Origin of the sequence: Sphaerisporangium siamense, assembly GCF_014205275.1 — a bacterium.
In the GTDB taxonomy this organism is placed as follows: Bacteria; Actinomycetota; Actinomycetes; order Streptosporangiales; family Streptosporangiaceae; genus Sphaerisporangium; species Sphaerisporangium siamense.
This window is the reverse complement of sequence record NZ_JACHND010000001.1, coordinates 619,776-645,686: the sequence shown is the minus strand read 5'-3', so window position 1 is coordinate 645,686 and position 25,911 is coordinate 619,776. Positions and strand designations below refer to the sequence as shown.

31 protein-coding genes are annotated in these 25,911 nt (G+C 71.5%); 16 read left to right on the top strand and 15 right to left on the bottom strand.

All coding sequences use genetic code 11. The features are described 5' to 3' along the window. Nucleotides 1-14 precede the first annotated feature (14 nt). The gene (gene serB, locus BJ982_RS02985) at nt 15-1,241 is read right to left on the bottom strand and encodes a phosphoserine phosphatase SerB (protein ID WP_184876319.1); all 1,227 of its coding nucleotides are present in this window, start codon (nt 1,239-1,241) and stop codon (nt 15-17) included. Nucleotides 1,242-1,353: 112 nt separating this feature from the next. On the opposite strand from serB, the gene BJ982_RS02980 reads away from it, so the two are divergent. Beyond that, nucleotides 1,354-2,196, top strand: a complete 843-nt coding sequence (locus tag BJ982_RS02980; protein ID WP_184876317.1) for a GNAT family N-acetyltransferase — start codon at nt 1,354-1,356, stop codon at nt 2,194-2,196. Continuing rightward, nucleotides 2,193-3,068, top strand: a complete 876-nt coding sequence (locus BJ982_RS02975; RefSeq protein ID WP_184876315.1) for a lysophospholipid acyltransferase family protein — start codon at nt 2,193-2,195, stop codon at nt 3,066-3,068. Before BJ982_RS02980 ends, BJ982_RS02975 begins: the two co-directional genes overlap by 4 nt. 71 nt (nt 3,069-3,139) lie before the next feature. On the opposite strand, the gene BJ982_RS02970 is transcribed toward BJ982_RS02975, so the two are convergent. From BJ982_RS02970 to BJ982_RS02955, 4 genes are all read right to left on the bottom strand, one after another. Continuing rightward, on the bottom strand, nt 3,140-3,709 hold the full coding sequence (locus tag BJ982_RS02970; protein WP_184876313.1) for a DUF11 domain-containing protein: 570 nt from the start codon (nt 3,707-3,709) through the stop codon (nt 3,140-3,142). Nucleotides 3,710-4,281: 572 nt separating this feature from the next. Then, nucleotides 4,282-4,848 (bottom strand): hypothetical protein, encoded by a 567-nt coding sequence (locus tag BJ982_RS02965; protein WP_184876312.1) that lies wholly within the window; start codon nt 4,846-4,848, stop codon nt 4,282-4,284. Between the two features lie 74 nt (nt 4,849-4,922). After that, complete coding sequence (locus BJ982_RS02960; protein WP_184876310.1) at nt 4,923-5,939, bottom strand: S-adenosylmethionine:tRNA ribosyltransferase-isomerase; 1,017 nt, start codon at nt 5,937-5,939, stop codon at nt 4,923-4,925. Further along, entirely contained in the window at nt 5,936-6,622 is a 687-nt protein-coding gene (locus BJ982_RS02955; RefSeq protein ID WP_184876308.1) for an SDR family NAD(P)-dependent oxidoreductase, read from the bottom strand. Before BJ982_RS02955 ends, BJ982_RS02960 begins: the two co-directional genes overlap by 4 nt. Nucleotides 6,623-6,746: 124 nt before the next feature. On the opposite strand from BJ982_RS02955, the gene BJ982_RS02950 reads away from it, so the two are divergent. Further along, nucleotides 6,747-7,880, top strand: coding sequence for a GAF domain-containing sensor histidine kinase (locus BJ982_RS02950; protein WP_239123269.1), 1,134 nt, complete (start codon nt 6,747-6,749; stop codon nt 7,878-7,880). Beyond that, the gene (locus tag BJ982_RS02945; protein WP_184876304.1) at nt 7,877-8,512 is read left to right on the top strand and encodes a response regulator; all 636 of its coding nucleotides are present in this window, start codon (nt 7,877-7,879) and stop codon (nt 8,510-8,512) included. The genes BJ982_RS02950 and BJ982_RS02945 overlap by 4 nt, the downstream gene beginning before the upstream one ends. Here the strand turns inward: BJ982_RS02945 and BJ982_RS02940 are convergent. Together BJ982_RS02940 and BJ982_RS02935 are read right to left on the bottom strand one after the other, a co-directional pair. Continuing rightward, complete coding sequence (locus BJ982_RS02940) at nt 8,509-9,507, bottom strand: IS481 family transposase (RefSeq protein ID WP_184876302.1); 999 nt, start codon at nt 9,505-9,507, stop codon at nt 8,509-8,511. The genes BJ982_RS02945 and BJ982_RS02940 overlap by 4 nt on opposite strands. A 125-nt stretch (nt 9,508-9,632) precedes the next feature. Next, complete coding sequence (locus BJ982_RS02935) at nt 9,633-10,391, bottom strand: Rv1486c family protein (RefSeq protein WP_184876300.1); 759 nt, start codon at nt 10,389-10,391, stop codon at nt 9,633-9,635. Between the two features lie 131 nt (nt 10,392-10,522). On the opposite strand from BJ982_RS02935, the gene BJ982_RS02930 reads away from it, so the two are divergent. From BJ982_RS02930 to BJ982_RS02915, 4 genes are all read left to right on the top strand, one after another. Continuing rightward, nucleotides 10,523-11,317 (top strand): ABC transporter ATP-binding protein, encoded by a 795-nt coding sequence (locus tag BJ982_RS02930; protein WP_184876298.1) that lies wholly within the window; start codon nt 10,523-10,525, stop codon nt 11,315-11,317. A 239-nt stretch (nt 11,318-11,556) separates the two neighbouring features. Continuing rightward, nucleotides 11,557-12,477: an SPFH domain-containing protein gene (locus BJ982_RS02925; protein WP_184876296.1), complete on the top strand. Its 921-nt coding sequence runs from the start codon at nt 11,557-11,559 to the stop codon at nt 12,475-12,477. A 120-nt stretch (nt 12,478-12,597) separates the two neighbouring features. Then, complete coding sequence (locus tag BJ982_RS02920) at nt 12,598-13,353, top strand: sulfite exporter TauE/SafE family protein (protein ID WP_184876294.1); 756 nt, start codon at nt 12,598-12,600, stop codon at nt 13,351-13,353. Nucleotides 13,354-13,365: 12 nt separating this feature from the next. Then, nucleotides 13,366-13,617, top strand: coding sequence for a DUF8836 family protein (locus BJ982_RS02915; RefSeq protein ID WP_239123569.1), 252 nt, complete (start codon nt 13,366-13,368; stop codon nt 13,615-13,617). A gap of 21 nt (nt 13,618-13,638) precedes the next feature. On the opposite strand, the gene BJ982_RS02910 is transcribed toward BJ982_RS02915, so the two are convergent. The 4 genes from BJ982_RS02910 to BJ982_RS02895 all read right to left on the bottom strand — a co-directional run bounded on the left by BJ982_RS02910 (nt 13,639) and on the right by BJ982_RS02895 (nt 16,355). After that, nucleotides 13,639-14,511 carry a Rieske (2Fe-2S) protein gene (locus tag BJ982_RS02910; RefSeq protein WP_203959402.1) on the bottom strand — a complete coding sequence of 291 codons (873 nt, stop codon included), beginning with the start codon at nt 14,509-14,511 and terminating at the stop codon, nt 13,639-13,641. A gap of 135 nt (nt 14,512-14,646) precedes the next feature. Further along, nucleotides 14,647-15,258 (bottom strand): HD domain-containing protein, encoded by a 612-nt coding sequence (locus BJ982_RS02905; protein WP_184876292.1) that lies wholly within the window; start codon nt 15,256-15,258, stop codon nt 14,647-14,649. A 129-nt stretch (nt 15,259-15,387) separates the two neighbouring features. Beyond that, nucleotides 15,388-16,044 (bottom strand): hypothetical protein, encoded by a 657-nt coding sequence (locus tag BJ982_RS02900; protein WP_184876290.1) that lies wholly within the window; start codon nt 16,042-16,044, stop codon nt 15,388-15,390. Next, nucleotides 16,041-16,355: a hypothetical protein gene (locus BJ982_RS02895; RefSeq protein WP_184876288.1), complete on the bottom strand. Its 315-nt coding sequence runs from the start codon at nt 16,353-16,355 to the stop codon at nt 16,041-16,043. The genes BJ982_RS02900 and BJ982_RS02895 overlap by 4 nt, the downstream gene beginning before the upstream one ends. A gap of 467 nt (nt 16,356-16,822) precedes the next feature. Between BJ982_RS02895 and BJ982_RS02890 the strand changes: the two genes are divergently transcribed. The 4 genes from BJ982_RS02890 to BJ982_RS02875 all read left to right on the top strand — a co-directional run bounded on the left by BJ982_RS02890 (nt 16,823) and on the right by BJ982_RS02875 (nt 19,386). Further along, nucleotides 16,823-17,683 (top strand): helix-turn-helix domain-containing protein, encoded by an 861-nt coding sequence (locus tag BJ982_RS02890; protein WP_184876286.1) that lies wholly within the window; start codon nt 16,823-16,825, stop codon nt 17,681-17,683. 58 nt (nt 17,684-17,741) lie between these two features. After that, a complete protein-coding gene (locus BJ982_RS02885; protein ID WP_184876284.1) occupies nt 17,742-17,930 on the top strand; it encodes a DUF397 domain-containing protein in 189 nt (62 codons plus the stop codon). A 49-nt stretch (nt 17,931-17,979) separates the two neighbouring features. Continuing rightward, nucleotides 17,980-18,216 carry a DUF397 domain-containing protein gene (locus BJ982_RS02880; RefSeq protein WP_311772218.1) on the top strand — a complete coding sequence of 79 codons (237 nt, stop codon included), beginning with the start codon at nt 17,980-17,982 and terminating at the stop codon, nt 18,214-18,216. 225 nt (nt 18,217-18,441) lie between these two features. Continuing rightward, entirely contained in the window at nt 18,442-19,386 is a 945-nt protein-coding gene (locus BJ982_RS02875) for a helix-turn-helix domain-containing protein (protein ID WP_311772217.1), read from the top strand. 59 nt (nt 19,387-19,445) lie between these two features. On the opposite strand, the gene BJ982_RS02870 is transcribed toward BJ982_RS02875, so the two are convergent. Further along, complete coding sequence (locus BJ982_RS02870; RefSeq protein ID WP_184876278.1) at nt 19,446-20,894, bottom strand: catalase; 1,449 nt, start codon at nt 20,892-20,894, stop codon at nt 19,446-19,448. Between the two features lie 219 nt (nt 20,895-21,113). Here BJ982_RS02870 and BJ982_RS02865 point away from each other — a divergent pair, with 219 nt between their 5' ends. Together BJ982_RS02865 and BJ982_RS02860 are read left to right on the top strand one after the other, a co-directional pair. Further along, nucleotides 21,114-22,247 (top strand): CapA family protein, encoded by a 1,134-nt coding sequence (locus tag BJ982_RS02865; protein ID WP_184876276.1) that lies wholly within the window; start codon nt 21,114-21,116, stop codon nt 22,245-22,247. A gap of 80 nt (nt 22,248-22,327) precedes the next feature. Further along, on the top strand, nt 22,328-23,023 hold the full coding sequence (locus tag BJ982_RS02860) for a TetR/AcrR family transcriptional regulator (protein ID WP_239123571.1): 696 nt from the start codon (nt 22,328-22,330) through the stop codon (nt 23,021-23,023). 10 nt (nt 23,024-23,033) lie between these two features. On the opposite strand, the gene BJ982_RS02855 is transcribed toward BJ982_RS02860, so the two are convergent. Beyond that, a complete protein-coding gene (locus tag BJ982_RS02855; protein WP_239123572.1) occupies nt 23,034-23,492 on the bottom strand; it encodes a MarR family transcriptional regulator in 459 nt (152 codons plus the stop codon). A 135-nt stretch (nt 23,493-23,627) separates the two neighbouring features. On the opposite strand from BJ982_RS02855, the gene BJ982_RS02850 reads away from it, so the two are divergent. Then, on the top strand, nt 23,628-24,470 hold the full coding sequence (locus BJ982_RS02850; protein WP_203959404.1) for an alpha/beta fold hydrolase: 843 nt from the start codon (nt 23,628-23,630) through the stop codon (nt 24,468-24,470). 40 nt (nt 24,471-24,510) lie between these two features. Here BJ982_RS02850 and BJ982_RS02845 read toward each other — a convergent pair whose 3' ends face one another. Next, on the bottom strand, nt 24,511-24,750 hold the full coding sequence (locus BJ982_RS02845) for a hypothetical protein (protein WP_184876274.1): 240 nt from the start codon (nt 24,748-24,750) through the stop codon (nt 24,511-24,513). Between the two features lie 166 nt (nt 24,751-24,916). Here BJ982_RS02845 and BJ982_RS02840 point away from each other — a divergent pair, with 166 nt between their 5' ends. Then, complete coding sequence (locus tag BJ982_RS02840) at nt 24,917-25,462, top strand: tetratricopeptide repeat protein (protein WP_203959405.1); 546 nt, start codon at nt 24,917-24,919, stop codon at nt 25,460-25,462. A 64-nt stretch (nt 25,463-25,526) separates the two neighbouring features. Here the strand turns inward: BJ982_RS02840 and BJ982_RS02835 are convergent, their stop codons facing one another. Continuing rightward, entirely contained in the window at nt 25,527-25,910 is a 384-nt protein-coding gene (locus BJ982_RS02835) for a hypothetical protein (protein WP_184876272.1), read from the bottom strand. Nucleotide 25,911 lies beyond the last annotated feature (1 nt).

The following is a 25,911-nucleotide window of genomic DNA, read 5'->3' as shown; positions in this document are numbered from 1 at the left end:
CTGGGCGCCGGGGGTCAGGCCGGGCCCGGGGCCGCCAGGCCGTCCTCGGCGTCGGCGGCCTCGACCTCCTCGCGCGAGATGCCGAGCAGGTACAGGATCGTGTCCAGGTAGGGCACGTTGACGGCGGCGTCGGCCGCGTCCCGCAGCACGGGCTTGGCGTTGAAGGCGATGCCGAGCCCCGCCGCGCCGATCATGTCGAGGTCGTTGGCGCCGTCCCCGATGGCGACGGTCTGGCTGATCGGGATGCCCGCCTGCCGCGCGAACCGCTCCAGCGCCCGCGCCTTGCCCGGACGGTCGACGATCTCGCCGACGACGCGGCCGGTGAGCTTGCCGTTCACGACCTCCAGGGTGTTGGCGGCCGAGTAGTCGATGCCGAGCTCCTCCACCAGTGCGTCGGTGATCTGGGTGAAGCCGCCGCTGACGATGGCGAAGCGGTAGTCGAGGCGCTTGAGCGTGCGCACGAGCGTGCGGGCGCCGGGGGTGAGCACGACCTCCTGCCGTACGGCCTCGAAGACGTCGGCGGGGAGCCCTTCGAGCAGGGCCACCCGCTCGCGCAGGGATGCGGCGAAGTCGAGCTCGCCGCGCATCGCGGCCGAGGTGATCTTCTCGACCTCGTCCATGCACCCGGCGTGCGCGGCCAGCAGCTCGATGACCTCCCCGCGGATCAGCGTGGAGTCGACGTCCATGACGATCAGCCGCTTGGTGCGCCGGTGGAGCCCGGAGCGCTGGACGGCGACGTCGACCTGCTGGAGCACGGCCTCGGCGGCGAGCGCGGTGCGCAGCAGGGCGGGGTCGGCGCCGGAGACCTCCAGCTCGATGCACGTGACCGGCAGGTGGGCCAGGCGTTCGATGCGGTCGATGTTGGCGCCGGCGGCGGAGATGCGGCCGGCGATGCCGGCGAGCGCCGCGGGTTCGAGCGGTTCGCCGAGGACGGTCACGTGGAGACGTCCCCTGCGGCGCTTCTCTTTGGTGTCGGTGCCGGTGGCGAGCTCGACCTCCATGCCGAGGTCCTCGGCCACGCGTTCGACGGCGGCCCACATGGCGCCGAGGGTGCCGCCGGTGCCGGTCGGCGGCCCGCCCGCGTACATGACGAGGACGCCGAGCACGAGACGGCCGCGGATGACGACCTGCTCGACATCGACGACGTTCACGGGGAAGGACGCCAGCGTGCCGAACAAGCGGGACGTCACCCCGGGCCGGTCGGGACCGGTGAGCGTGATCAAAAGCGTGCGCTGCTTCATCGCGGACAACGCTACCGACCGCTCAGAGTGAACGCGTAAGCGGTTCACCATACGGACGGCAGATAGCCATCTCCGCATGTCTTCATGGGTGTGCCACATGAGGAGGCATGCCATGACCCAGGTCTTCACCGACCGTGTCCACGGCGGTAACGGTTCCGCGCGGGCCGCCGTACCGGCGGATCCCACCTCCGCCCTCCCGCCTCCGGCGGGCGTCCCGGGAACCCCAGGGCTTTCCGATCGAGGTCTGACCGACGCGCGCGGGCGGTACACGCTCGGGCTGGCGAGGACGCCGGCCGACCTGCGCGCGGCGCAGCGGCTGCGGTACGAGGTCTTCGCCGGCGAGATGGGCGCCCGGCTGGACTCGCCGGTCTCCGGGCTGGACGTGGACAGGTTCGACGCCTACTGCGACCACTTGCTGGTGCGCGAGGGCGACACGGTGGTCGGCACCTATCGGATGCTGGCGCCGGGCCGTGCCGACCGCCTGTACTCCGACGGCGAGTTCGACCTTTCCGCGCTCTCCGGGATCCGGGCCGGATTGGTAGAAGCCGGGCGCACGTGCGTGCACCCGGACCATCGCGGGGGCGCGGTGATCGGGCTGATGTGGGCGGGGATCGCCCACTACATGGTGAGCGGCGGCTACGGCTGGCTCGGCGGGTGCTGCTCGATCCCCTTGGACGACGGAGGGGCGGCGGCCGCGGGCGTGGTGGACAACGTCCCGTTCGGCCCGGAGAAGTACCGGGTGACGCCGCACCGCATGTGGCCGGACGCGGGCGTGGCCCGTCCGGGCAGGTTCGTGGTGCCGCCGCTGCTGCGCGGCTACCTGCGCCTCGGCGCGTGGATCTGCGGCGCCCCCGCCCACGACCCGGACTTCGGGACGGCCGACTTCTTCGTGCTGCTGTCGCTGGCCAACGTGGACGTCCGTTACCTGCGGCACTTCCTCGGGGTGACCGAATGAGCTGGCTCCCCGTCGCCGCCTGCACGGTGGGCGGCTGCGTCAGGTCCCCCGCCAGGACGGCGGGCCCGGTCCGGCGGGCGCTGCGCGTGCTCGGGGCCCTCGGGGTCGTGGCGGGCGGCGTCTCCTGGTCGCTGGTGGCCCGCCGGTTCGACGACCGGCGGCGCGGCGAGGTCACCATGCGCTGGGCGAGACTGCTGCTGCGAGTGCTCGGCATCCGGCTGGAGGTCGCGCAGGGGTTCAGCGTGCTGGGCGGTTCGGCGGCGTCCGCGGCCCCGGTGGCGCCCGGCGCGGGGACGTGCGGCGCGCTGCTGGTGGCCAACCACGTGTCGTGGCTGGATCCGCTGGTGGTGGCCGCGATCACGCCGTGCAGGCCGCTGGCCAAGAGCGACATCGCCCGCTGGCCGGTGCTGGGCTCGCTGGTGGCGTCCGGTGGCGCGATCTTCATCGACCGCGAACGGCTCTCGACGCTGCCCGGCACCGTGCGGGACGTCGCGGGCGCGCTGCGCGCCGGGCACGACGTCGCGGTCTTCCCCGAGGGCACGACCACGTGCGGCAGGGCGATGGGGCCGTTCCGCCCGGCGATGTTCCAGGCGGCGATCGACGCGGGCGCGCCGGTGCGGCCGGTCCGGCTGCGGTTCCGCGACGAGGGGAGCGACCCGGCGACGGGGCCGGCGTTCGTGGGCGACGACACGCTGCCGGCGTCGCTGCGGCGGGTGATCGCGGCCCGCGGCCTCGTGGTCGAGGTGACGATGTTCCCGCAGGTCGCCTACGCGCCCGCGGCGGGCGTCACGCGGCGGTCCCTGGCGGGCATCGCGCACGCCACGGTGTCGGGGGACGCCCCGCGCCGCCACGACGTGCTGGTCGCGGCGTAGCCCGACCGGGGGCCTGGCGCCCATGCCCCGCGGGGAGGGCCGCCCGGCGGACGGGCCCTCCCCCGGTGTGCTCAGCGCGCGATCTTGGTCTTCACCGGCTTGGTGAAGTACCAGCCCTTGACGCCGACCCTCCTGAGCTCGTCGCGGCTCAGGTCCTCCGCGCCGGTCGGCCAGTTCCAGGTGTTGACGCCGAGCTTGGCCGTGGCCGTGCCCGTGGTGCCCTTCTTCAGCCGGACGGTGATGGTCAGCCAGGTGCTCTCGCCCTTCTCCAGCACGTACGGCGGCCAGCACCAGAAGCCGTCGGGGAAGAAGCCGCACTTGGTGCCCTTGGGGCCGTCGTAGTAGACCGGCCCGCGGATGCCCTTGGGCAGCGTGCCGCCGAAGTAGTAGTCGTCGGCGGTCCAGGGGCCGTTGTTGACGCCCTTGATCCGGTAGGTGATCTCGCCGCCGCGCTTGACCTTCTTGGGCCCGGTGACCGTCACCGAGAACGCGGAGTACGGGTCTTCGCCGGCGGCCTCGGCCGTCGCGGTGCTGCTCTTCGCGCTCGTCGCGGCCGAGGCCGGGAGCGCGGCGAACATCAGGGCTCCCGTCAGCGGAACGGCGACGGCCGTTGCCACGATCTTGGCGAGCGGGTGACGCATAGGGATTCTCCATGGGATGGGGGACAGGGCCGGGACCACGCGCTCGGGAACGTTCCCGTGGCACGCGAGCGCGCGGAACCGCACGCCGCGGAGCACAGGGCTCCACGGCGTCGAACGTGGGTGCGTGGGCCGGGGAGGCGTGGCGCCTTCCGGCGATGGGACGAGGAGTCCCGTCGGACGCGCGTGCGGCCGTGCCGGAGCTTCCGGAGGCTCGTCAGCGAAGCCCGCACGTAAACGGCACGTTTCTATCATGATCTCCGGCGCCCGTCACACCTTATTTCCCATTTACCCGCATATTGTGATGCGAATGTGGACCATCCCTATAGCAGGGAAGGGATGGCCGTCCGGCGCGGGCGTGAGCGGGCGGTGACGGAAAGACAAGGGGAAAAGCCCGCGTGCCGCCGCCGCGACGGTTCCCGCGTGGGGGTATCACGCAGCGTTTTGCCGCCATTACCCGGCCGCATTTCCCGTACCCGGGCCCGGACCCCCGGAACGCGACAAGGCGGCCACCGTCGGGACGGTGGCCGCCTCGCCATGCCGGCGGCGGGCGCGACGTGGCGCGCCCGCCCTGCTCAGCGCACGATCCTGGTCTTGAACGTCTTCCAGAGGATCTGGTTCTGGATGTCGAGCTTGTTCAGTTCCTCCTCGTTGGTGATGTCCACGCCCGCGGGGACGTCGATGGAGAAGTGGCCGAACTCGGCCACGGCCGTGCCGCGGGTGCTCCTCTTCAGCCACACCTTCACCTTGAGCGAGGCCGAGCGGCCCGAGTTGAGGGTGCCATAAAGGCAGAACAGATCGCGGCCGGAAACCTCGCAGAACGCCTTCGACCTGCTGACCACGCGGATCTTGCTCGCGCCCCTCGGAAGCGTGGCGAAAAGGCCGGCCACGTCGGTCGCCCACTCACCCTTGTTGGTGCTCTTGACCGAGTAGGTGATCGTGCCGCCACGGCGCACCGCCTTGTTCCACACGATGCGGGTGGAAAGCGGCGACTGGGGCTTGGCGGCCGTCTGGGTGGTGGTGACCGTGTGCTGTGCCGAGGTCGCCGCGGACGTGGACGCCGAGGCAGAGGTGGCCAGCGAGGCGCCCGCCAGGGCTCCGGCCACGGTGAGAGCGGCACAAGTGGAGAGGTACCGACGCATGGGTGAGAACTCCCGTAGAGGTGACTGAACGACTGACCCATCATGGGGCGGCGGACTTGTAATGTCCTTGTGTGTCACTTTATTGGAAATTTACCCGACGTGATCAGGTGGACGTCTCCGAATTCATGCCATAGGTAGCCTTCGCGGAGTGCCTCCTCATATGACCGGGAAAGAAGCTCCTCTCCGGCGATGGCCGACAGCATCATCAGATGGCTGGACTTCGGCTCGTGCAGCCCCGTGATCAGGCCGTCCACCGCCCGCACGCCCTCGGCCGGGGTGACGACGTGCGAGGTGAAGCCCGCCGCGGCCCGCACCCTGCCCCGCGGGGCCCCGAGCGCCGCCGTCTCCAGCGCCCGCACCACCGTCGTCCCCACGGCGATCACCCGGCCCTCGGCCTGGTTCACCAGGCGCGCGGTGTGCTCGGGCACCGCGAACCGCTCCGGGTACGGCGGCTCGTCCTTCTCCGGCGAGGCCACGCCGGTGTGCAGGGTGACCGGCGCGACGAGGATCCCCCGGCTGACGAGCGCGGTCACCAGCTCGTGGCTGAACGGCCGTCCCGCGCTCGGCATCTCCGCGCTGCCCGGGCGCACGCCGAACACCGTCTGGTAGGCCGACAACGGCCACTCCCGCGGCACGTAGGAGTACCGGATGGGCAGCCCGTGCTCGGCCAGGTACCCGGGGACGTCCCGGTCGAGCGCGGCACGCCACAACCGCGGCGTCTCGCGCTCCAGCAGCCGCAGCGTCGCGCCTCCCGGCAGCGGCAGCCACTCGCCGGGCGCGCCCCCCGGGTACGGCGCCGTGGCCCCTCCCACGCGCCGGCGCAGCTCCACCAGCCACGTGCCGTCCTCGCGCGCGGTGGAGAAGTGCACCGCCAGCCGGTCCAGCGGCACGGCGGCGGCCAGGGTGATCGAGTCGTTGACGACGAGCAGATCTCCCGGCCGCAGCAGTTCCGGCAGGTCGGTGAAGGTGTGGTGGGTGACGGCGCCGGTCTCGGTGCTGGAGACCATCAGCCGGACGTGGTCGCGCGCCAGGCCGCGGGCCTCCGGCGGCTCGTGGGCCTCACGGACCCTGGGCAGGTCGAAGGCGATCACCGGCTCACCCGGCCGCTCTCCGGCCGTCGCTCGACCAGGTCGGCGATGAACGGCGCCACGACCTCGGGGTCGTCGGCGCCCGCGGCCTCCTCCTCGCCGACGGCGTCGGCGAGCATGCGCGTGCGCATCTCGCCCGGGTCCACCGACCAGACGGCGACGCCGGGCTCCTCGACGGCGAGCACGTACGAGAGGTGGTCGAGCGCCGCCTTGGTCAGGCCGTACCCGCCCCAGCCCTCGTAGGGCTCGACGGCCGCGTCGGAGGTGATGTTGACGACCGCGCCGCCGCGCTCGCGCAGCCCGCGCAGTGTCGCCTGGATCAGGGCCAGGGGCGCGATCACGTTGGCCTGTACGGCGCCGGCGAGCACGTCCAGGGGATAGGCGGCCAGCGGCGGCAGCGGGACCGCGCCGAGCGTGCTCGCGTTGTTGACCAGCAGGTCCAGGCCGCCGAACTCGTTGGCGACCCGCGCGAGGGCGGCCCGGTGCGCGGGGTCGGTCACGTCGCCGGGCACGGCGGTGGCGCCGGTCTCCAGCGCGGCCTTCTCCAGGTCGGCGGCGCCGCGCGCGGTGATGACGAGCTGCCAGCCCCGGGCGGACAGCTCCCGCGCGAGGGCCAGGCCGAGGCCGCGGGAGGCGCCCGTGACCAGCGCCGTGCGCCGCGGGGCGGAAGGGGTTTCATCGGTCATGCCCCGACGCTAGGAGCGCGCCGCCGCGCGGGCATCGGGCCCGCGACCGGCCCCGTCCTGCGCTCATGGGCCTAGGACCAACGGCGGAGGCCCCCCGCCCGGCGCGCCCGCCTACAGTGTGGGCGTGACCTCCGAACCGCGCGGCGAGCGCGACGCCGTGCTGCACGCCGTCAGCTCGGCGGTGCTGGCCGTCACGCGCCACCTGTCGGTCCGCGAGGTGCTGCAGGTCATCGTCCGCTCGGCCAAGACCCTGCTCGACGCCCGGTACGCCGCGCTCGGCGTGCCGGACGAGGACGGCTCGTTCGCCGAGTTCGTCGCCGAGGGCCTCAGCGACAAGCAGTGGGACGCCATCGGCCCGCTGCCGCGCCAGCACGGCATGCTCGCCGCGATGCTCCGCGACGCCGCCCCGGTGCGCCTGCCCGACATCCGCGAGGATCCGCGGTTCGAGTGGTGGCCGAGCGCGCACCCGGTGCTCAAGGACTTCATCGGCGTGCCCATCCGGGACGGCGACCAGGTGCTCGGGATCATCTTCCTGTCCAACAAGCGCGCCCCCGGCGGCTTCACCTCCCATGACCAGGACCTGCTCACCCTGTTCGCCGCGCACGCCGCCATCGCCCTGACCAACGCGCGCCTGTACGAGCGCGGGCGCGAGCTCACGGTCGTCGAGGAGCGCACCCGCGTGGCCCGTGAGCTACACGACGCGGTGACGCAGAAGCTGTTCTCGCTGCGGCTCACCGCCCAGGCCGCCGCCGCCCTGGTCCACGCGCACCCCGGGCGCGCCCTGGCGGAGATCGAGCGCGTGGAGCGCCTGGCGGGCGAGGCGCTGGCCGAGCTGCGGGCCGTGATCGTCGAGCTGCGCCCGGCCGAGCTGGACCGGCACGGCCTCGTGGAGACCCTGCGCAAGCACGTCGCCCTGCTCGACCGCCTCAACCCCGAGACGGTCTCGTTCAGCGCCACCGGGGAGGCGGGTGACCTGCCCGCGGCCACCGAGGTCACCGTCCTGCGCGTGGCCCAGGAGGCCGTGCACAACGCCCTCAGGCACGCGGGCGCGTCCTCCATCGCCGTGCGGCTGAGCGTGCCGGGGTCGCGCCTCACGCTGGAGATCAGCGACGACGGCGACGGCTTCGACGTGGACGGGCCCACCCGAGGGCTCGGCCTGGTGTCGATGCGCGACCGCGCCGAGGAGGCCGGCGGGGCGCTGCGCGTGTCCTCCGAGCCCGGCGCGGGCACCACCGTCCTGCTGGAGGTCCCCGCGTGATCCGGGTGCTGATCGCCGACGACCATCCCGTCGTGCGCCAGGGGCTGCGGACGTTCCTCGGCCTGCAGGACGACCTGGAGGTCGTGGGCGAGGCCGCGGACGGCGCCGAGGCCGTCGAGCTGGCCGCCTCGCTGGCGCCCGACGTGCTGCTGCTCGACCTGAAGATGCCCGTGCTGGACGGCCTCGGCGCGCTCGGACGGCTGGCCGAGCGCGGCGTCGGGGCGCGGGTCATCGTACTGACGTCGGTGAGCGACAAGGGGGACGTCGCGCCCGCCATGCGCTCGGGGGCCGCGGGCTTCCTCTACAAGGACGTCGACCCGGCGGCGCTGGTGCAGGCGATCCGCGCGGTCCACGGCGGCCAGGTGCTGCTCGCGCCCGAGGCCGCCGACGCCATGCTGGCCGGTCGCGGCGCCGAGGCCGGGCGGGCCCCCGGGCCGATCGCGGTGCTGACCGAGCGGGAACGCGAGGTGCTGGCGCTGATCGCCTCGGGCCTGTCCAACCGCGAGATCGCCAGAAGGCTCGTCGTCGCCGAGAAGACCGTCAAGACCCACGTCTCCAACGTGCTGATGAAGCTCGGAGTCCAGGACCGCACCCAGGCGGCGCTCTACGCGGTACGCCATGGCCTGGGCTAGGTGTTCTGTCCCGTGAGGTTGGGTACGCGGCTGGCGGGTGGTGCGCCGTTCAGCGCGGTGTGGCCGCGGTGGTGATTGTAGGTGTGGAGCCACTGTGGGAGTGCTTGGCGGCGTTCGGTCTCTGACCGGTAGGGGTGGGCGTAGGCCCATTCGTCCAGCAGGGTGCGGTTGTAGCGTTCGACCTTGCCGTTGGTCTGGGGACGGTAGGGGCGGGTGCGTTTGTGGGTGATGCCGGCTGCGGTCAGGGTGTCGCGCCATAGGTGGGAGCGGTAGGCCGAGCCGTTGTCGGTCAGTACCCGCTGCACGGTGATGCCGCAGCTGGTGAAGTATGCCTGGGCCCGTAGCCAGAACGCGGTGGCGGTTTCCTTGGTCTCGTCGGGCAGGATTTCGGTGTAGGCCAGGCGGGAGTGGTCGTCGATGGCGTTGTGCAGATAGCCGTAGCCCAGGTTGGGGCGGCCGTGGCGGGTTCGTGGCCGGGCCGGGTCGCGGTGGGCGGAGCTGTTGCGGCCGCCTGCCGCCCGGCCGTGGATCTTGTGGCCGCCGCCGTCGGGGATGTTGCCCAGCTTTTTGATGTCGACGTGGATGAGTTCACCTGGGGTGGCGCGCTCGTAGCGGCGGATGGGGGTGGCCGTGGCGCGGTCCAGATGCGACAGGCGGGCCAGGCGGTAGCGGGTCAGGACGCGGTGCACGGTGGCGGGGTTGAGGCGCAGCAGGTAGGCGATGCGGGCCGGTCCCCAGCGGTGGGCCAGACGGACCTTGATGATGCGCCGCTCGGTACGGGTTGGAGTACGCCGAGGGCTGTGGCGTGGACGGCTGGAGCGGTCGGTCATGCCTGCCGCACCGTGCAGGCGGTAGCGCTCGGCCCAGCGGCGGGCGGTGGTCACCGCGACCTGGAAGCGTTCGGCGGCACGGCGCAGTGGCCAGCCGTCCTCGACGACGCACCGGGCCAGGCGAAGGCGTCCCAGTTCGGTCAGGGGGGCGTTACGGTGGGGCATGAGGGCCTTTCGGGTCTTGGTGCAGATGTCGCAATCCACACCGAACCCGAAGGCCCTCACCCATTACAAGATCATTCGCTCGTGTCGCCCCGTACCCAACCTCTGTGGTCAGTACAGCTAGGCGGTCAGGGGCGGGAGCCGCCCGGCGGGGTGTTGAGCGAGGCCGGGCGTCCCTCCATGATCGCGTTGTGGGCGGCCACGCGGGCCCGCCGCACCGCGCGGTCCAGGTCGCGCAGGGCCTGGCCGCGCGTGGCGATCTGCCCGGCGGTGAGGCCGCGGTCGTCGGCCAGGCGCAGCACCGCCGCCAGCCGCGCGGTCAGGGCGGCGACGCGGTGGGCGCGGGCCGGGTACCCGGGCGCGAGGCCCTCGCCGCCGGAGGCGATCGACGGCGGGCCGCCGCCCGGCCCCTCGACGGCGACCAGGGTGTCGGTGGCCGAGCGCATCGCCAGCGTGAGGGCGTGCTCGGCCTCGGCGAGGGCGGGGACGTCGGGCGGGGCCGGCGAGGCGGGCATCGCCGTCCAGAGAACGCCCGTGTAGGACGACCCGCGGCGGTCGAGCGCCGGGACCAGGCCGGCGCAGCCGCCGGGGAGCAGCGCCGTGGCGGCCTCGCCGGCGTCGACGGCGGCCATGGTGAAGGGGGGAGGACCCGTCAGCCCGAGCGGGTCGCCGGCGACAGGGAGGGAGAGGCGCAGTCCGGTCACGCCCTCGGCGCGGAGGCCGGCGAGGAACACGCGCAGCGGGGTCTCTGTTCCCTCAACGGAGACGACGTGAGGTCCCGCGGCGCGCTCCAGCCGGTCCACTGCTTCGTCCAGGCCGACATGTCCGGCAAGCCAAGAATTGCCCCATGCGACCAAGGTGGCGGAGATCGGTGAATCGGGGTGCACCGATCCACGATATGCGTTGATGCTGCAATAGGTTTGGTCCGGAGGCATCGGGCGGGGGCACCCGCGCGGTGAAGCCGGGTGGTTCCGGGGTGACCGGGCCGCCCGGGTTCTATGTCAGGGAGGTAGTGGGGATGGGTGGTCAGGTGCTTCGGCTCCAGGACGTCGCCGTCCGCAGAGATGGCGCGGCCCTGCTGCGGGGCATCGACTGGACCGTCGAGGAGGACGAGCGCTGGGTCGTCATCGGGCCGAACGGCGCGGGGAAGACCACGCTCCTGCAGGTCGTGGCGGCCCTCATGTACCCCAGCGAGGGCACGGCCGAGATCCTCGGCGAGCGGCTCGGCCAGACGGACGTCTTCGATCTGCGGCCCCGCATCGGGCTCGCCAGTTCGGCGATCGCCGAGAAGGTGCCCTCCGACGAGAAGGTCATCGATCTCGTGCTCACCGCCTCGTACGCGATTCTCGGGCGGTGGAACGAGGACTACGACTCCGGCGACGTCACGCGCGCCGTCGAGCTGATCGACCAGCTCGGGTGCGCCCATCTGATCAGGCGCCGGTTCGGCACTCTGTCGGAGGGCGAGCGCAAACGGGTCCAGATCGCCCGCGCGCTGATGCCCGACCCCGAGCTGCTGCTGCTGGACGAGCCCGCCGCCGGCCTCGACCTCGGCGGCCGCGAAGACCTGGTGCGCCGCCTGTCCGCGCTGGCCCACGACGCCACGGCGCCCACGATGGTGCTGGTCACACACCACGTCGAGGAGGTGCCGAGCGGCTTCACGCACGTCCTGCTCCTGCGCCACGGCGCGGTGGTCGCCCAGGGCCCCCTGGAGTACGTCATGACCGCCGACAACCTCTCCCGCACCTTCGGCGTCCCCCTGAGCCTGGAACGCAGCCCCGACGGCCGCTGGTACGCCCGCGCCCTCCCCGGCTAACTAGTACACCCCTGTCTCTCCCTCCCAAAATCCCCATTTCCCCGCGAATGGAGATAACTCCCACCATTCCCCCTTACGGTGCGCCTATAATTCCAACCCCGCTCACTTCTCCGTGAGGACGCGCCGGTGCTCTGGAGGAGGAGGGAGGAAGGGGGTGAGGAACGAGCCCCCTTCCGAGTGACGACGGAAGAGCACCGGCTCAAAGGCGTCCTCACGACGCGCGAACGGAGAGAGCGCCATTGACACTGATCGTGGCCGTGGTCGTGGTGGCCATCGCCGGGTTCGCGTTGTATCGGACCGTCCGGATCGTGCCGCAGGCGCGGGCGTACATCGTGGAGCGGCTCGGGCGCTACCACCGCACGCTGACGCCGGGCCTGAACATCGTCGTGCCGTTCGTCGACGCGGTGAAGACCACGGTGGACCTGCGCGAGCAGGTCGTCTCCTTCCCGCCCCAGCCGGTGATCACCTCCGACAACCTGGTCGTGTCGATCGACACCGTCATCTACTTCCAGGTGACCGACCCCCAGTCCGCGACGTACGAGATCGCCAACTTCCTGACCGGCGTCGAGCAGCTCACCGTCACCACCCTGCGCAACGTCGTCGGCGGCATGGACCTGGAGCGCGCGCTGACCTCCCGTGAGGAGATCAACTCCGAGCTCCGCGGCGTGCTGGACGAGGCCACCGGCAAGTGGGGGATCCGCGTCAACCGGGTCGAGCTCAAGGCCATCGACCCGCCCGCCTCGATCCAGGACTCGATGGAGAAGCAGATGCGCGCCGACCGCGACAAGCGCGCGTCCATCCTGTCGGCCGAGGGACAGAAGCAGGCGGCGATCCTGACCGCCGAGGGGGAGCGGCAGGCCGCCGTGCTGAAGGCGCGCGGCGAGGCGGAGGCCGCGGTGCTGCGGGCGCAGGCGGACGCCGAGGCGCAGGCCATGCGGGCCAAGGGCCAGGCCGACGCGATCGCGATGGTGTTCCGGGCGATCCACGAGGGCAACCCGGACCAGAACCTGCTCGCCTACCAGTACCTCCAGACGCTGCCCGAGATCGCCAAGGGCGACGCCAACAAGGTGTGGATCGTCCCGTCCGAGATGGGCAAGGCGCTGGAAGGGCTGGGCGGCCTGTTCGACCGGCGCCCGAAGGACGCTCCTCCGGCCCGCTGACCCGGCCGCGCCGGCCTCCCCCGTACTCTGACCTCCCGGATGCCGCCCGGGCACCCTGCCGCGCGCCGGGCCGGGGCGGACGACCTAGCATCGGGCGAAGTCCCGAGGGAGGGTGAGGTCTTGACAGCGTGGGAGGTCGCCGCGATCCTCGCGGCCGGGCTGGCGGCGGGAGCCATCAACGCGGTCGTGGGGTCGGGCTCGCTGATCACCTTTCCCACGCTGGTCGCCCTCGGGTACCCGCCGATCGTCGCGAACGTGTCCAACAACATCGGCATGGTGGCCGGCGGCGTGACCAGCGTGCTCGGCTACCGCCCGGAGCTCGCGGGGCAGCGGCGGCGCCTGCTCCGGCTCGGCGTCGGCTCGGTGCTCGGCTCCCTGGCGGGCGGCTTCCTGCTGCTCCTGCTGCCCGCCGAGGCCTTCAAGGTGATCGTCCCGGTGCTCATCGCGCTGGCGTGCGTGATGGTCGTCGTCCAGCCCCGCCTGCAGGCCTGGCTGTCGGCGCGCCAGGACGAGCCGCGCGCGGACGGCGGGCCGTGGCTGTGGGCCGGCGTCTTCGCCGCGGGCGTCTACGGCGGCTACTTCGGCGCGGCGCAGGGAGTGGTGCTGGTCGGCCTGCTCGGCATCTTCCTCGACGACCACCTGCAGCGGGTCAACGCGGCGAAGAACCTGCTGTCGCTGCTGGTCAACTTCACGGCCGCCCTCCTGTTCACGGTGATCGCCCCGGTCGACTGGTGGGCCGTGCTCTTCGTCTCGCTGGGCACGCTGGTGGGAGGCTTCGTCGGGGCCAAGATCGGCCGGAGGATGCCGCCGCGGGTGCTGAGAGCGGTGATCGTCTGCGTCGGCGTCGTCGCGATAGTCAAACTGGTGTACGGATAACCAGGACTGCAAGTGGGTATTTACCTGGACATGAAGGGTGACCGGGTCGAGATCGTCATAGACGCGGGCGGGACACTCGGACCGCGCACGTACGAGGTCGTCGCGACGAAGGCGGGCCGGCGCGTGGACGTCGCGACCCGCAGGGGCCTGGTCGAGGTGAGCGAGGTGACCAGGAGCGGCACGCCCGTGCGCACGGCGCGCTTCATGGCGAGCCGCATCCTGGCCCTCGTGGAGCATCCGGCGGCCGACCGCGACGGCGCGTGAGGCGCCGGGCGGCCGGGACGCTCAGACCTGGCGCGGGCGCACCTGCACGAGCCCGTCACCGCGCACGTTGACCTCGAACGACGGCTGCGGCGACGTCGCCGGGCCGTGGACGACGGCGCCGTCCTCCAGCCGGAAGGTGCTGCCGTGCCAGGGGCACACGACGCACGCCTCGTTGTTCTCCAGCTTGAGCCGCCCCTGGTGCAGCGGCCCGGCCAGGTGCGAGCAGCGGTCGGCGAGCACCTTCACCTGCGCCCCGTGGCGCAGCACGAAGAGCTGGATGTAGCCGAGCCGCCGGGGGACGGGACGCCCGTCGGGCAGGTCCCACAGCCGGCACAGGTCGTGCCAGCCGAGCGGCACCAGATGCGTCGTCGTCTCGGCGTGGGTGGGCCCGGCCGCCATGCGGTAGGCCAGGTGGCCGCCGAGGTACCCGCCGACGCCGGCCGCGCCGAGCCCGGCGAACGCCAGGGCGCGCCCCGCGCGGTGGTTCCCGGCCAGCCTGGCCAGCAGGGATCCGGAGTACAGGCCGAGCGCGGTCAGGTTGACCAGCGCGTGCACGAAACCCACCCGCTGCTGCCCGAGATGCAGGACCGACCAGTCGGTGATCCCGGCCGCGGCCGTGGGGATGGCCCCGGCGATGCCCGTCGCCAGCACGGCCTGCGAGGCGCGCGGGTCGGCGTCGATGACGTCCAGCACGGCCGTCGCCGTCCAGCAGCCCAGGGTGACGGTCGCGAGCGGGGGATGCAGGGGATGCCCGGTCGGCACGCCGTGCAACAGGTCTCTCGTGCGGCTCCCGAGGGGGAGCCGGCGGCGGACCGTCTTGGCCAGCCGCGTGATCATATGGTCGCCCGCCCTGACGTGCTCAAGGCGCTCGGTGACCTTCACCGGCAACGTCATGGGTCCCAGGCCCAGGGACTCCCTGATCGTTCGACGGCGTCGCGAGTTGATGGACTTCGAAGTTTCCTCCACTTTCGCCCCCTCTCGCCCTAGGGGACGTACCCCTAAGACCCGAAGGGAACACCGTGAAGAGCGCTACGCCTGGCCGCGAGCCAGGTGGCCACGGGCCGCCGACAGCTCGACGATCTCGGTCGCGTAGTCGCCCAGCGCCGGCGATCCCTCCCGGATGATCTCGACTTTCTCCATCACCTGTTCGATCGTGACCCCGTGCCGTACCCAGCTCCCGCCCTCGGTGTGGTGGTTGGCCAGCATCGGCGCCAGCCGGTCGAGGGCCCGGGCGAACCTGGCCTCGGGCGTGACCCGCTCCTCGAACTCGTCCCACAGGGCCCGCAGCGTGACCGTCTGGTCCGCGGGGAGGAGTCCGAAGATGCGGTCGGCCGCCACGCGCTCGGCCTTGCGCTGCACCTCGACCGCCGCCACGTCGTAGACGAACGCGTCGCCCGCGTCGATCTCGACGATGTCGTGGAGGAGCAGCATCGCGGTGACGCGCCCGAGGTCCGTGCCCGGCGGGGCGTGCTCGCCGAAGACCATGGCCAGCATCCCGAGGTGCCACGAATGCTCGGCGTCGTTCTCCCTGCGCGAGCCGTCCATCAAGGTGTTGCGGCGGAGCACGCGCTTCAATTTGTCGATTTCCACGGCGAAACCGACCTGGGCCAGCAGACGTTCCTTATCGGGCACGGTGGTCACGCCGACCAGCCTATTACCGGCAAGCACCAGAAACCGCCCGGCATCGCCGTTCCCGGCCGTGTCAGGCCCGGACGGCCGTGCGCCGTCCGGGCCGTTCGCCGACGCGGGATGACCGCCGCACCTCAGGGCTCAGTGCCAGGTCAAGACGTCCTCGCGCCGGTCGCGGCGCTCCGCGCGCCCGGCGATCTCGGGGAACGCCTCCGGGTACGGGAGGTCCAGCGACTCCCAGCGGTACGGGTCGGAGATCAGGCGGTGGACGCCCACGGGCTCCCGCGCGGGGACGGCCGTGCGCCGGACGATCTCGACCGTCACCAGGTTGGACCACTTGCGGTGCCGGGCCACCCGCGCGGCGCCCGCGCCGCAGGCCGCCGCCAGCTCGGCGGCGTAGGCGTGGAAGGACTCCGGGCTGATGCCCGCCCGGCACAGGATCAGCGCCTTCTCGCCCGCCGGCGTCGGGGTGATCCAGAGGATGAGCGGGACGCGGCCGGCCGGGGTCTGCAGCGAGGTGTTCATGAACACCCGCTGCATGCGGCGCCGGGAGTAGACGCACCAGAAGTGCGCCACGAACCGGCTGCGGCCCGCCCTGACCGTCGCCGGGGCGGCGACCAGCCCCGTGAGCAGCCCGAACCCGACCCAGCCGTGCGCCGCGTACGCCCCCACGCCGAACACGACCGCACCGGTGGCCAGGAGGACCTCGCTGCGCCGGCGCCACAGCCGGGTGAGCGCCCCGGGCGGCGGAGGCGGCGCGAGGTGGTGGGAGCCGTGCCGCGTGTTGCGCGGATTCATGACCGCTCCCTCCCCGTGGGGACGGCACGCCGGGAGGTGGCGTACAGGAGGTCGTCACGGCCGGCCGGAGGCCGGGCGCGTACGGCGCGGGGACCGTCCTCGGGGAGGGCGCCGGGCCCGCCGGCGCCGCGCAGCCGGTCGAAGCGCGGGTCCCGGTAGCTCCTCGCGCCGAACCCGGTCCGCGTGACCGTCCAGCCGCGCTTGCGCGCCCGCTCGTCCGGTTCGGCGCAGATGGCACGGTCGGCACGTTCCAGTAATCGGGCCAAGTAGTTCTTGATTCGCGACAATTGCTTGGTACCGTGGTGAGTCATCGGAGACTCCTGACTTTGGCTTGGGACGGAGTTCTCGTAATGGCCGGGTCGACAGGTGGCAGCCTTCGGCCCGGCTTTCGTACACGCCCAAAAGGGGCGTTTCATCCCCCATCTAACAGATGCCGGCGTTCCAGATCTTTCCTCCCTTTGAGGTCGTTGTCCGTGGTGCCGGCGCGGCGGAATCGGGCGTGGGGATGACGCCGGAAGCGGACGTGATCGAATAACGTCCCCTGGTCATCTCCCCACGAGATCATTTCGCCCCCCTTCCCGGATCTTCCGGGGTTCTACTTCTCAAATGCTCCCTCATGGCATATTGCCTTGCAAGGCCGTCCGCAAGAAAATCTGAAAGTGATTTCATCTGATGCCGTGCAACTTAATGTGCAAGTTGCACGGTGGAGCGGCTAGGATCACGTCCGTGGAGGCGACGACGCCTGCGCCCACCACTTGTGTCTCGACGAGGAGGCCGTGTGCCTGACCGTGGCAGTCCTTCTCTCCGCCGTCAGCGGCTCGGCCGGGAACTCCGGCGGCTGCGGGAGCGCGCCGACATGATCGGCGAGGACGCGGCGACCAGGCTGGGCTGGTCCGCCGCCAAAGTGAGCAGGATCGAGACCGCCAAGACGTTCCCCACGCTCAAGGACGTCGAGGCCCTCCTGGAGCTGTACGAGGCCGACCAGGTCCTGCGGCGGGAGCTGCTGGACCTGCGCAGGAGCGCCGCCCAGAAGGGGTGGTGGGACGAGTACCGCAGTTCCCTGCCGGAACCGACCGTGGAGCTCATCGACCTCGAATCGGAGGCGGTGGAGCTGCGCAACTGGGAACCCCAGGTTGTGCCGGGGCTGCTGCAGACGGAGGCGTACGCGCGGGCGCTGTTCGAGTCGTGGCAGCCGGTGATCCAGATTCCCCCCAAATGGCAGCGCGACCGGGCGGCGGCGCGGATGCGGCGCAAGCAGACTCTCCTGCTGGAGTCCAATCCCGTCGGCTTCTTCGCCGTGTTCGAGGACTCGGTGCTGACGCGCCAGTTCGGGGGCCCCGAGGTGATGCGGGAGCAGCTGGAACACCTGATCGAGATCTCGGAGCTTCCGCACGTGGAGATGAGGATCCTGGCGCAGGGGACGCCTCCCCTGATGCCGACGGGCCCGTTCCTGTATCTCCAGTTCCCTGACTTCCCGGACGTCGTTTATCTCGAAGAGTACTTCGGGTCGCGCATGGTCCAGGACACGGAACAGGTATTCGCGTACGCACGGGCCTTCGATCATCTGCTCAATCTGGCGCTGGACGAACCCACATCCCGTGAGTTGATCAAAAAGACACTGTCCGAACGCTGGCACTGAGTGAAACGCTTCATCGGGGGGCGGCGAGATGCCGGCACATGCCCGGAAAGGGAACACTATGCAAACGACCGACGGCGCCGGCCTCGTATGGCGCAAGAGCAGGCGGAGCTCGAACGGCAACTGTGTGGAGATCGCGGCGGTGGGCGCCGATCTCGTCGGCGTCCGGGACAGCAAGAACCCGGACGGGCCCGAGCTACGCGTTCCGCGCCGGGAAATGATGGCTTTCATGGCCGAGCTGAAAGCCTGATCCGGCAGGCTACCCCGGTGTAATCTTGCGTCCCGTCCCCCCGAAGCCCATGATGCAAGTACTCCTTTGCTGTCTTCTGGGGTGGAGGTCACGAATGTCCGTTACGGGCAGCGGATGTAGGGACTGGCGTAAAAGCTCCTACAGCACCAACGGTAATTGCGTAGCGGTCGGCTTCGGTGCCGGCGCGCAGGTCCTCGTGCGCGATACCAAGAACCCGCGCGGCGCCGTCGTGGCCTGCGGGAGGGTGGCGTGGAACGATTTCGTCCGCAGCATAAAAGCGGGCTGACGCCCCAGCTCCGGAGGGTCCCGTCCGTCACAGGGCGGGGCCCTTTATTCGTGTTCTCTGATGAACGCGTGGCCTGTGCCCCCCGCCGGGGCGGAAGGGACCCGGCCGCCGGCGACCTGAACGGGGTCTCTGGGCGGCTTTGCGCAGACGTGACGACTCCTTGCGAATCCGATTACATGGCAAGTTCAGGGGTATAGGCACTGCGACCTTGCGATGTAAGTACACGTGCAAGTTGCAAGATCGCTGATTCCCCGCCATGTGGACGAGGGTGCGCGATCCCCTGATGTCCCGGGACGGGAGGCCGCAGTGGTGCAGCACGGAAATCCCTCGGTTCGGCGGGTGCGACTAGGGCTGCGGTTACGGAGGCTCCGGGAGCGCGCGGGGATGGTCGGGGACGCGGCCGCGGCCCGGCTCGGATGGTCGGCGGCGAAGGTCAGCAGGATCGAGACGGCCAGGACGTTCCCCTCCGTCGCCGACGTCGAGGACCTCATGGCGCTGTACGAGGCCGCTCCGGGCGTGCGGCAGGAGGTGTTCGGCCTGTACCGGGACGCCGGGCGGCGCCGGTGGTACGACGAGTACCGGGGGGTGCTGGCCGCTCCCGCGCTGGAGGTGCTGGACCGGGAGGCCGAGGCGGAACGGGCGTGGGTGTGGGAGCCGCAGGTGATCCCGGCCCTGTTACGGACGCATGACTACGCCCGGCTGGTGATGAGGGGCATGCACGCGATCGAGCCGGTCGCCGAGACCACCGTCGCACGGCGGCTGGAGGCGTTGAAGGCGCGGCAGGCATATCTGCTCGACGGGTCGCGCCCGTTCACCCTCGCGGCCGTGGTGCACGTGTCCGCGCTGCGGCGCTCGCTCGGCGACGCCCGGGTCCTGCGCGACCAGCTCTGCCACCTGGCCGAGATGAGCCGGTCGGAGCAGGTGAGGCTCCGGGTCCTCGCCCAGGAGTCCCCGCATCCCATGACGGCGGGCCCGTTCGTCCACCTGCGGTTCCCCGACCTTCCCGCGGTCGTCTACCTGGAGGAGATCCTCGGCACGCGCCTGGTCTCCGACGCCGGCCAGGTCCGCGGCTACGAGCGCGCCTTCGACCACCTGTGCGCCGTCGCCCTCGACGAGGCGGACTCGCGCCTGCTGATCCGTGACCTCGCCGGCGGCGGGCGCCGTCCCTGAGACGGCGAACGGCCCGCGCCGGCGTGCGGCGCGGGCCGTTCCGAGGACCGGCGAGCGGGTCAGGCGAGCCCGAGGCCGGCGGCGACGCCGTGGCCGAGATCCTTGTGGACGTTGGTCCAGTACTCCACCACGCGCTTCTTCATGTCGCCCGTGACCTCGGGCGCGGAGGCGTGGCCCACGATGTTGCCCACCAGGTGGTCCCGGTCGGTGTCCGACAGCACGTTCTCCCAGAGGGCGCGCGGCTGGACGAAGTCGTCGTCCTCGGCGTGCTTGCGGTAGGCGCTGCGGATGATCTCACCCGCGACCTGGTAGCTCTCGCCCGCGAAGAACGACGGGTCGGCGGCGGGGCCGTTCGCCGAGTTCGGCGCGTACACCGGGTCGCCGGGGTTGCTGTAGCGCATCGCGCCGTCCTTGTTGTAGCTGTGGACGGGCGCCTTCGGCCGGTTCACCGGGAGCTGCAGGTAGTTGGCCCCGATGCGGTACCGGTGGGTGTCCGGGTAGGAGAACAGGCGGCCCTGGAGCATCTTGTCCGGCGAGGCCGCGATGCCGGGGACGAGGTTGGCGGGCTCGAAGGCGGCCTGTTCGACCTCGGCGAAGTAGTTCTCCGGGTTCCGGGTGAGGGTGAGCTTCCCGATCGTGATCTCCGGGTAGTCGGCGTGCGGCCAGACCTTGGTGAGGTCGAACGGGTTGAACCGGTAGTCCGCCGCCGCCTCGAAGGGCATGATCTGCACGTTCACCGTCCACGACGGGTGGTCGCCGTTCTTGATCGCGGTGAACAGGTCGCGGATGTGGTAGTCGGCGTCCTGGGCGATGACCGCGCCGGCCTCGGCGTCGGTGAAGTTCTCGACGCCCTGGTCGGTCTTGAAGTGGTACTTCACCCAGTACTTCTCGCCCGCCGCGTTGTACCAGAGGAACGTGTGCGAGCCGAAGCCGTGCATGTGCCGCCAGCTCCTCGGCGTGCCGCGGTCGGTCATCAGGAAGGTGACCTGGTGCGCCGACTCGGGGGACAGGGTCCAGAAGTCCCACTGCATGTTGTGGTCGCGCAGGTTGTTGTCCGCGCGGCGCTTCTGGCTGTGGATGAAGTCGGAGAACTTCGAGGGGTCGCGGATGAAGAAGATCGGGGTGTTGTTGCCGACGAGGTCGTAGTTGCCCTCGCCGGTGTAGAACTTGATCGCGAAGCCGCGCGGGTCGCGCTGGGTGTCCGGGCTGCCGAGCTCGCCGGCGACCGTGGAGAAGCGCAGGAAGAGATCGGTCTCCGCGCCCTTCTGGAAGAGGCCCGCCTTGGTGAACTGGCTGACGTCCTCGGTGATCCGCAGCACGCCGTACGCGCCGCCGCCCTTGGCGTGCACGACGCGCTCGGGCACCCGCTCGCGGTTGAACTGCGCCATCTTCTGGATGACGTAGTGGTCCTGCAGGAGCAGGGGGCCGTTCGGGCCCACGGACAGCGAGAACTCGTCGCTCGGGGCGGGGACGCCCGCGTCCGTCGTCGTGTAGGGCCGGGTGGTCATCGCGTGGTCCTCCGTATCGTCGTCGCTGGAGTGCGGCCGGGGCCATTGACTCCGACTGGAGGGACGCCCGTCCGGCCCGGGAGCCGGTCCACATCCCCCACGAACTGCACCCTAGGCACTAAACACGAATGATTCAAGTTAGAGAGTCATTCAAGTGAGATGTTTTCCGCCGGGTGGTGGTGTCCATCCGGGAGCCGGAGATGGCATGCTTTTGCGACGATGAGAAGCCAGCCCGCCGTCCGCGTCCTGTCCCCTGCCCGTCCCGCCCGCGCCCGGCGGTCCGCCCTCGCGCTGCTGGCGGCCGTGATCGCCGGACCGGCCGTCGTGGCCTGCTCCGCCGCGGAGTCGGCGTCGCCCTCGTCCACGTCCGGCGCCAAGTCGTCCCCCGAGAACAAGCCGGAGGCCGAGCCCGCCAAGCCGGCGCGCAAGCCGTTCACGATCTCCTTCGGCGGGGACGTCCACTTCGAGGGCATGCTGCGCGGCCGGCTGGCCGATCCGCGCACGGCGCTCGGCCCGATCTCCGGGGTCCTGCGCAAGGCCGACCTCGCCATGGTCAACCTGGAGACCGCGATCACCCAGGGCGGCACGCCCGCGCCGGGCAAGCAGTTCACCTTCCGCGCGCCGCCGAGCGCCCTGACCGCGCTCAAGGCGGCGGGCGTCGACGTCGCCTCCATGGCCAACAACCACGGCATGGACTACATGCAGGGCGGCCTGCGCGACTCGCTGGCCGCGATCCGCCGCGCGAAGTTCCCGGTCGTCGGCATCGGCGCCAACGCCGCGGAGGCGTACAAGCCGTTCAGGAAGACGGTCAACGGCAACCGCGTGGCGATCATCGGGGCCACCCAGGTGCTGGACTCGGAGTTCATCCAGTCCTGGACGGCCACCTCCACGCAGGGCGGGCTGGCCTCGGCCAAGAACGAGGAGCGGCTGATCCAGGCCGTGCGGCAGGCGCGCAGGACGTCCGACACCGTCATCGTGCACCTGCACTGGGGCACCGAGCTGCGCAAGTGCCCGAACCCGGCCCAGCTCTCCCTCGCGCCCAAGCTGATCGCCGCAGGGGCCGACGTCATCGTCGGCGGGCACGCCCACATCCTGCTCGGCAGCGGCTACCTCAAGGGCCGGTACGTCAACTACGGCATGGGCAACTTCGTCTTCTACAACTCGGGCCCCGAGACCGGCGCCACCGGCGTGCTCACGCTGACCGTCAACGGCCGCAAGGTGCTCAAGGACCAGTGGACCCCGGCGCGCATCACCGGCGGCATCCCCGTCCCGCTCACCGGCGCCGCCCGGCAGAGCGCCGTGACGAACTGGAAGTCCCTGCGCGGCTGCGCCGGCCTGGCCTCCACCCCGTAGCCGCCCGGTAACGCATTCCGATATAGGACGACTGGCCGGGAAGGACTGACCCGTCGGCGCGGAGAGGGCAAGATGGGCATGTGCCCGGCTTCTCCTCTCCCCAACCCGACGGCGAGCAGGTGCCCCTGCGCCGTAAACCCGCGCAACGTCGTAGCGCCCGCCGGGTCGAGCGCATGCTCGACGCCTGTGCCGAGTTGCTCGACGAGGCCGGCTACGACGCCCTGTCCACGACGCGCATCGCCGCGAGGGCCGATGTCGCGATCGGATCGGTCTACCAGTTCTTCCCCGACAAGCGGGCGATCACCCAGGCGCTGACCCAGCGCAACGTCGAGATGTTCATCTCGCGGGTCGGCCGCCGCTTCATGGAGGACGAGTACCCCGACTGGTGGCACGCGGTGGACGCCATCATCGACGAGTACGTCGACATGCACAGGACCGTTCCAGGTTTCCGGTCCCTCCGATTCGGCGACGCCGTCGATCTCAACCTGCTCGACTCGGCCTCGGAGAACAACACCGTCATCGCGGGGCGGCTGCGCGGCCTGCTGCTCCAGGAGTTCGGCATGGCCGACAGCGAGGAGCTGGATCTCAGCCTCACCGTCGCGGTCGAGGCGGGCGGCGCGGTGCTGGCGCTGGCCTTCCGCCGCGACCCGCGGGGCCACGCGCCGCTGATCGAGGAGGCCAAGCGGTTGATCCGCGAGTACCTGTCGAGCCAGTTGCGCGCCCAGCGGGACGCGCTGTCCGGCACGCGCGGCGAGGCTCCCGCCGCGACGGGCTGACCTCCCGCGATCAGCGTGCCGGGCGCATGCGCCGCAGCGCCTCGGGCGTGAGCTGCCCGGCGAGTGATTCCAGGAGGGTGAGCACCCGGGCCACCCGCTCGGGATCGTCGGTGCCGAGGGCCGCGGCCAGGGCGTCGTCCACCGGGGTCGCCGCGACCTGCGCCGCCCGCGGGGAGATCTCGGAGGACTGACGGACGAGCATGCGCCGGCGGTCCCTGGGGTCGGGCGTGGTCTCGACGACGCCGGTCGCGCGCAACCGGGCGACGGCCTCGGACACCCGGCTCTGCGGCAGGCCGGTCCTGGCGGCGATCTCGCCGATCGCGCTGTCCGGGTGCTCGGCGATGTCGACGCGGACGATCAGCACCGTGCGGACGCTGGTCGTGTGGTCGCCGATGCCCTCGGTGGGCATGGCGTCTTCGCCGATCTTCATCAACGTGCGTCCCAGCAGGAACAACTCGACTCCGTTCACGCGACCACGATACATCCTTTCGGATGCATCCTTGTGAATGCATCCGAAAGGATGTATCTTTCTGGATGTATCCGCAAGGACGCATCCGTGTCCGCAGTGATCGCGGTGGGTAGGCACCGCGGGGGAGGAAGATCGATGAGCGCCTTGAGAAGCGACATGCTGGACGTGCCCGGCGCGCGCCTGTACTACGAGGTCCGCGGCTCGGGCCCGCTGCTGCTCGTGCTCCAGGGCGGCGAGGGCGACGCCGAGCGCACCAAGGGCCTGGTCGCGCGCCTCGACGGCGACCACACCGTCGTCACCTACGACCGCAGGGGCCTGTCCAGGAGCGTCCCCGGCGATCCCGATGCCGCCATCTCGGTCGAGACGCACGCGGACGACGTCCACCGCCTGCTGGCCGCGCTCACGACCGAGCCCGCGCTACTGCTGGGCTCCAGTTACGGCGGGCTCATCGGCCTGGCCCTCGCCGTCCGGCACCCGGAGCAGGTCGGCACGCTCGTCGCGCACGAGCCGCCCGCGCTGTCGCTTCTGACGCCCGGCGCGCGCGCCGACGCCGACGCGGTGCTGGCCCGGCTGCAGGAGACCTACCGCGACGAGGGCTGGGGCGCGGCCTTCAAGATGCTGGCCGAGGTCACCGGGGCCGGGTTCGCCGACAGGGAGCCCGACGTCGAGCTGCCGCCGCCGGTGTCCCGCGAGCGCATCGCCAACATGCACTTCTTCTTCACCCACGACATCCCCGCCACGCGCCACTGCGAGCTGGACGTCCCGGCCGTCGCCGCGCTCAAGGGCACCTCGACCCGCGTCGTGCCGGCCGCCGGGCGCACGACCGCGCGGGGCTTCTTCGACCACGCCTGCGCCGAGGAGCTGGCGCTGCTGCTCGGAACGGAGGTGGCGGAGTTCCCCGGCGGCCACAACGGGCTGACCTCGCACCCGAAGGCGTTCGCGGCCCGGCTGCGCGAGGTCTTCGACGCGGCCGGCTGACCGGCGGCAGGGGATCATCTTTTATGCGGATAAATCGGGCCTAGCCCGGCAGATCTTCGGCACCGGTGCGGCCCCCGTTCCTCACGCGTCCGTCCATGCAGGGGGTGGGGATCTGCCGGTCGGTCCTGCGCACCGACTGGATCTCGGCCCGCAGGCGGAGCACCTCCGCGTGCTGGCTGTCGGCCCTCTCCAGCCGGGCGGTGGCGTACCCGAGGGTTCCGGGGACGGCGGCGGCCAGCACGGCGGCGCAGCTCAGGGCGAGGGCCGTCTGCCAGGACATGTCCATCGCGGCTCCCTAGAACGGCGTGGTGACCTTCCAGGCAGGGCGGATATGCCCTCTCAGCTCGTGCGACACGCGGTGCGTAGTCAAACGTGTGCGAATCGGGGCCGAAGCAATGCCCCCCGTTGTCCCCGCATAGTGGAGCGTCGCTCGGTAATCTCGTCTTGTGGCACATGTGACGCGTGAGCAGCTTGATCGTCTGCTCGAACAGGCGCTCCTGGACGACGACCACGGAGCCTTGGCCGGGCGGCTCGATGCTCTGGCGCGCGGCTACGGGTCCGGAGACGTGTCCCGTGCCGCGATCCTCGTGCTGGCCGCCGAGGAATGGCGGCAGGCGGGGCAGCCGGCCCGGGCGCTCGAATGCTTCCAGCGGGCGCTGGAGGACGGCGGCGAGGTCGGCGTCGATCCACGGGCCGGTATCGCCGACACCCTCTTCGAGCTCGACCGCCCGGACGAGGCCCGCGAGCTGGTGGACTCGATCAAGGCCGAGGGGCGCGTCGATCCGATGACCGCGCTCCACGTCGCCGAGACCCTTCTGGCCTACGGCGACCTCAACGGGGCGCACGACTGGGCGACCGAGGGCGTCCTCGCCGGCGGCGCCCACGACGCCCACGACACGCGCGACGCCCTCCTGCGGACCCGCTACCGCATCCGCGTGGACCTCGGCCTCCCCGAGGACGATCTGGACGCCCTGCTCGACGTCCCCTGCTGAGTGCCTGCCGAGTCCCGCGCGGCGGCCCATGACGTCTCCGGGGACGTCACGGGCCGCGGGCGGGTCAGCGGACGCCGAGACCGCTGAGCAGGGGCGTCTCTATGGACAGGTCGGAGATGCCGGCCAGCCCGGCCACGGCCGCGCTCCCCGACAGCAGTCGCGACGGCCGCCCGGCGTTCTCGAACCCCGCGGGTACGCCGCCGCCGTACCCGTCCAGGCCCCCGGGCGCGGCGTAGCGCGGCGGGGTGGGCTCCGTGACGCCGTACACGCCGGGCTCCGTGACGCCGGGGGAGGTGTGCTCGCAGTACACCGTGGTCGGCGAGTTCAGCGGCGTCATCGTCCCCTCCCCGCACGGGACGGCGGCCGACGCGCCCGCGGTCCCGGCCCAGCCCGCTCCGGCGACCACGGCCAGGGCGACGAGGCCCCGGGCGGCGAATGAAGTGCGCATG

Bases quoted from the DNA above. Each gene is read 5' to 3' on its own strand.
- serB (WP_184876319.1), bottom strand. From the start codon at position 1,241: ATGAAGCAGCGCACGCTTTTGATCACGCTCACCGGTCCCGACCGGCCC.
- BJ982_RS02980 (WP_184876317.1), top strand. From the start codon at position 1,354: ATGACCCAGGTCTTCACCGACCGTGTCCACGGCGGTAACGGTTCCGCG.
- BJ982_RS02975 (WP_184876315.1), top strand. From the start codon at position 2,193: ATGAGCTGGCTCCCCGTCGCCGCCTGCACGGTGGGCGGCTGCGTCAGG.
- BJ982_RS02970 (WP_184876313.1), bottom strand. From the start codon at position 3,709: ATGCGTCACCCGCTCGCCAAGATCGTGGCAACGGCCGTCGCCGTTCCG.
- BJ982_RS02965 (WP_184876312.1), bottom strand. From the start codon at position 4,848: ATGCGTCGGTACCTCTCCACTTGTGCCGCTCTCACCGTGGCCGGAGCC.
- BJ982_RS02955 (WP_184876308.1), bottom strand. From the start codon at position 6,622: ATGACCGATGAAACCCCTTCCGCCCCGCGGCGCACGGCGCTGGTCACG.
- BJ982_RS02940 (WP_184876302.1), bottom strand. From the start codon at position 9,507: ATGCCCCACCGTAACGCCCCCCTGACCGAACTGGGACGCCTTCGCCTG.
- BJ982_RS02930 (WP_184876298.1), top strand. From the start codon at position 10,523: ATGGGTGGTCAGGTGCTTCGGCTCCAGGACGTCGCCGTCCGCAGAGAT.
- BJ982_RS02910 (WP_203959402.1), bottom strand. From the start codon at position 14,511: ATGACGTTGCCGGTGAAGGTCACCGAGCGCCTTGAGCACGTCAGGGCG.
- BJ982_RS02900 (WP_184876290.1), bottom strand. From the start codon at position 16,044: ATGAATCCGCGCAACACGCGGCACGGCTCCCACCACCTCGCGCCGCCT.
- BJ982_RS02895 (WP_184876288.1), bottom strand. From the start codon at position 16,355: ATGACTCACCACGGTACCAAGCAATTGTCGCGAATCAAGAACTACTTG.
- BJ982_RS02885 (WP_184876284.1), top strand. From the start codon at position 17,742: ATGCAAACGACCGACGGCGCCGGCCTCGTATGGCGCAAGAGCAGGCGG.
- BJ982_RS02880 (WP_311772218.1), top strand. From the start codon at position 17,980: ATGATGCAAGTACTCCTTTGCTGTCTTCTGGGGTGGAGGTCACGAATG.
- BJ982_RS02870 (WP_184876278.1), bottom strand. From the start codon at position 20,894: ATGACCACCCGGCCCTACACGACGACGGACGCGGGCGTCCCCGCCCCG.
- BJ982_RS02865 (WP_184876276.1), top strand. From the start codon at position 21,114: ATGAGAAGCCAGCCCGCCGTCCGCGTCCTGTCCCCTGCCCGTCCCGCC.
- BJ982_RS02850 (WP_203959404.1), top strand. From the start codon at position 23,628: ATGAGCGCCTTGAGAAGCGACATGCTGGACGTGCCCGGCGCGCGCCTG.
- BJ982_RS02845 (WP_184876274.1), bottom strand. From the start codon at position 24,750: ATGTCCTGGCAGACGGCCCTCGCCCTGAGCTGCGCCGCCGTGCTGGCC.
- BJ982_RS02835 (WP_184876272.1), bottom strand. From the start codon at position 25,910: ATGCGCACTTCATTCGCCGCCCGGGGCCTCGTCGCCCTGGCCGTGGTC.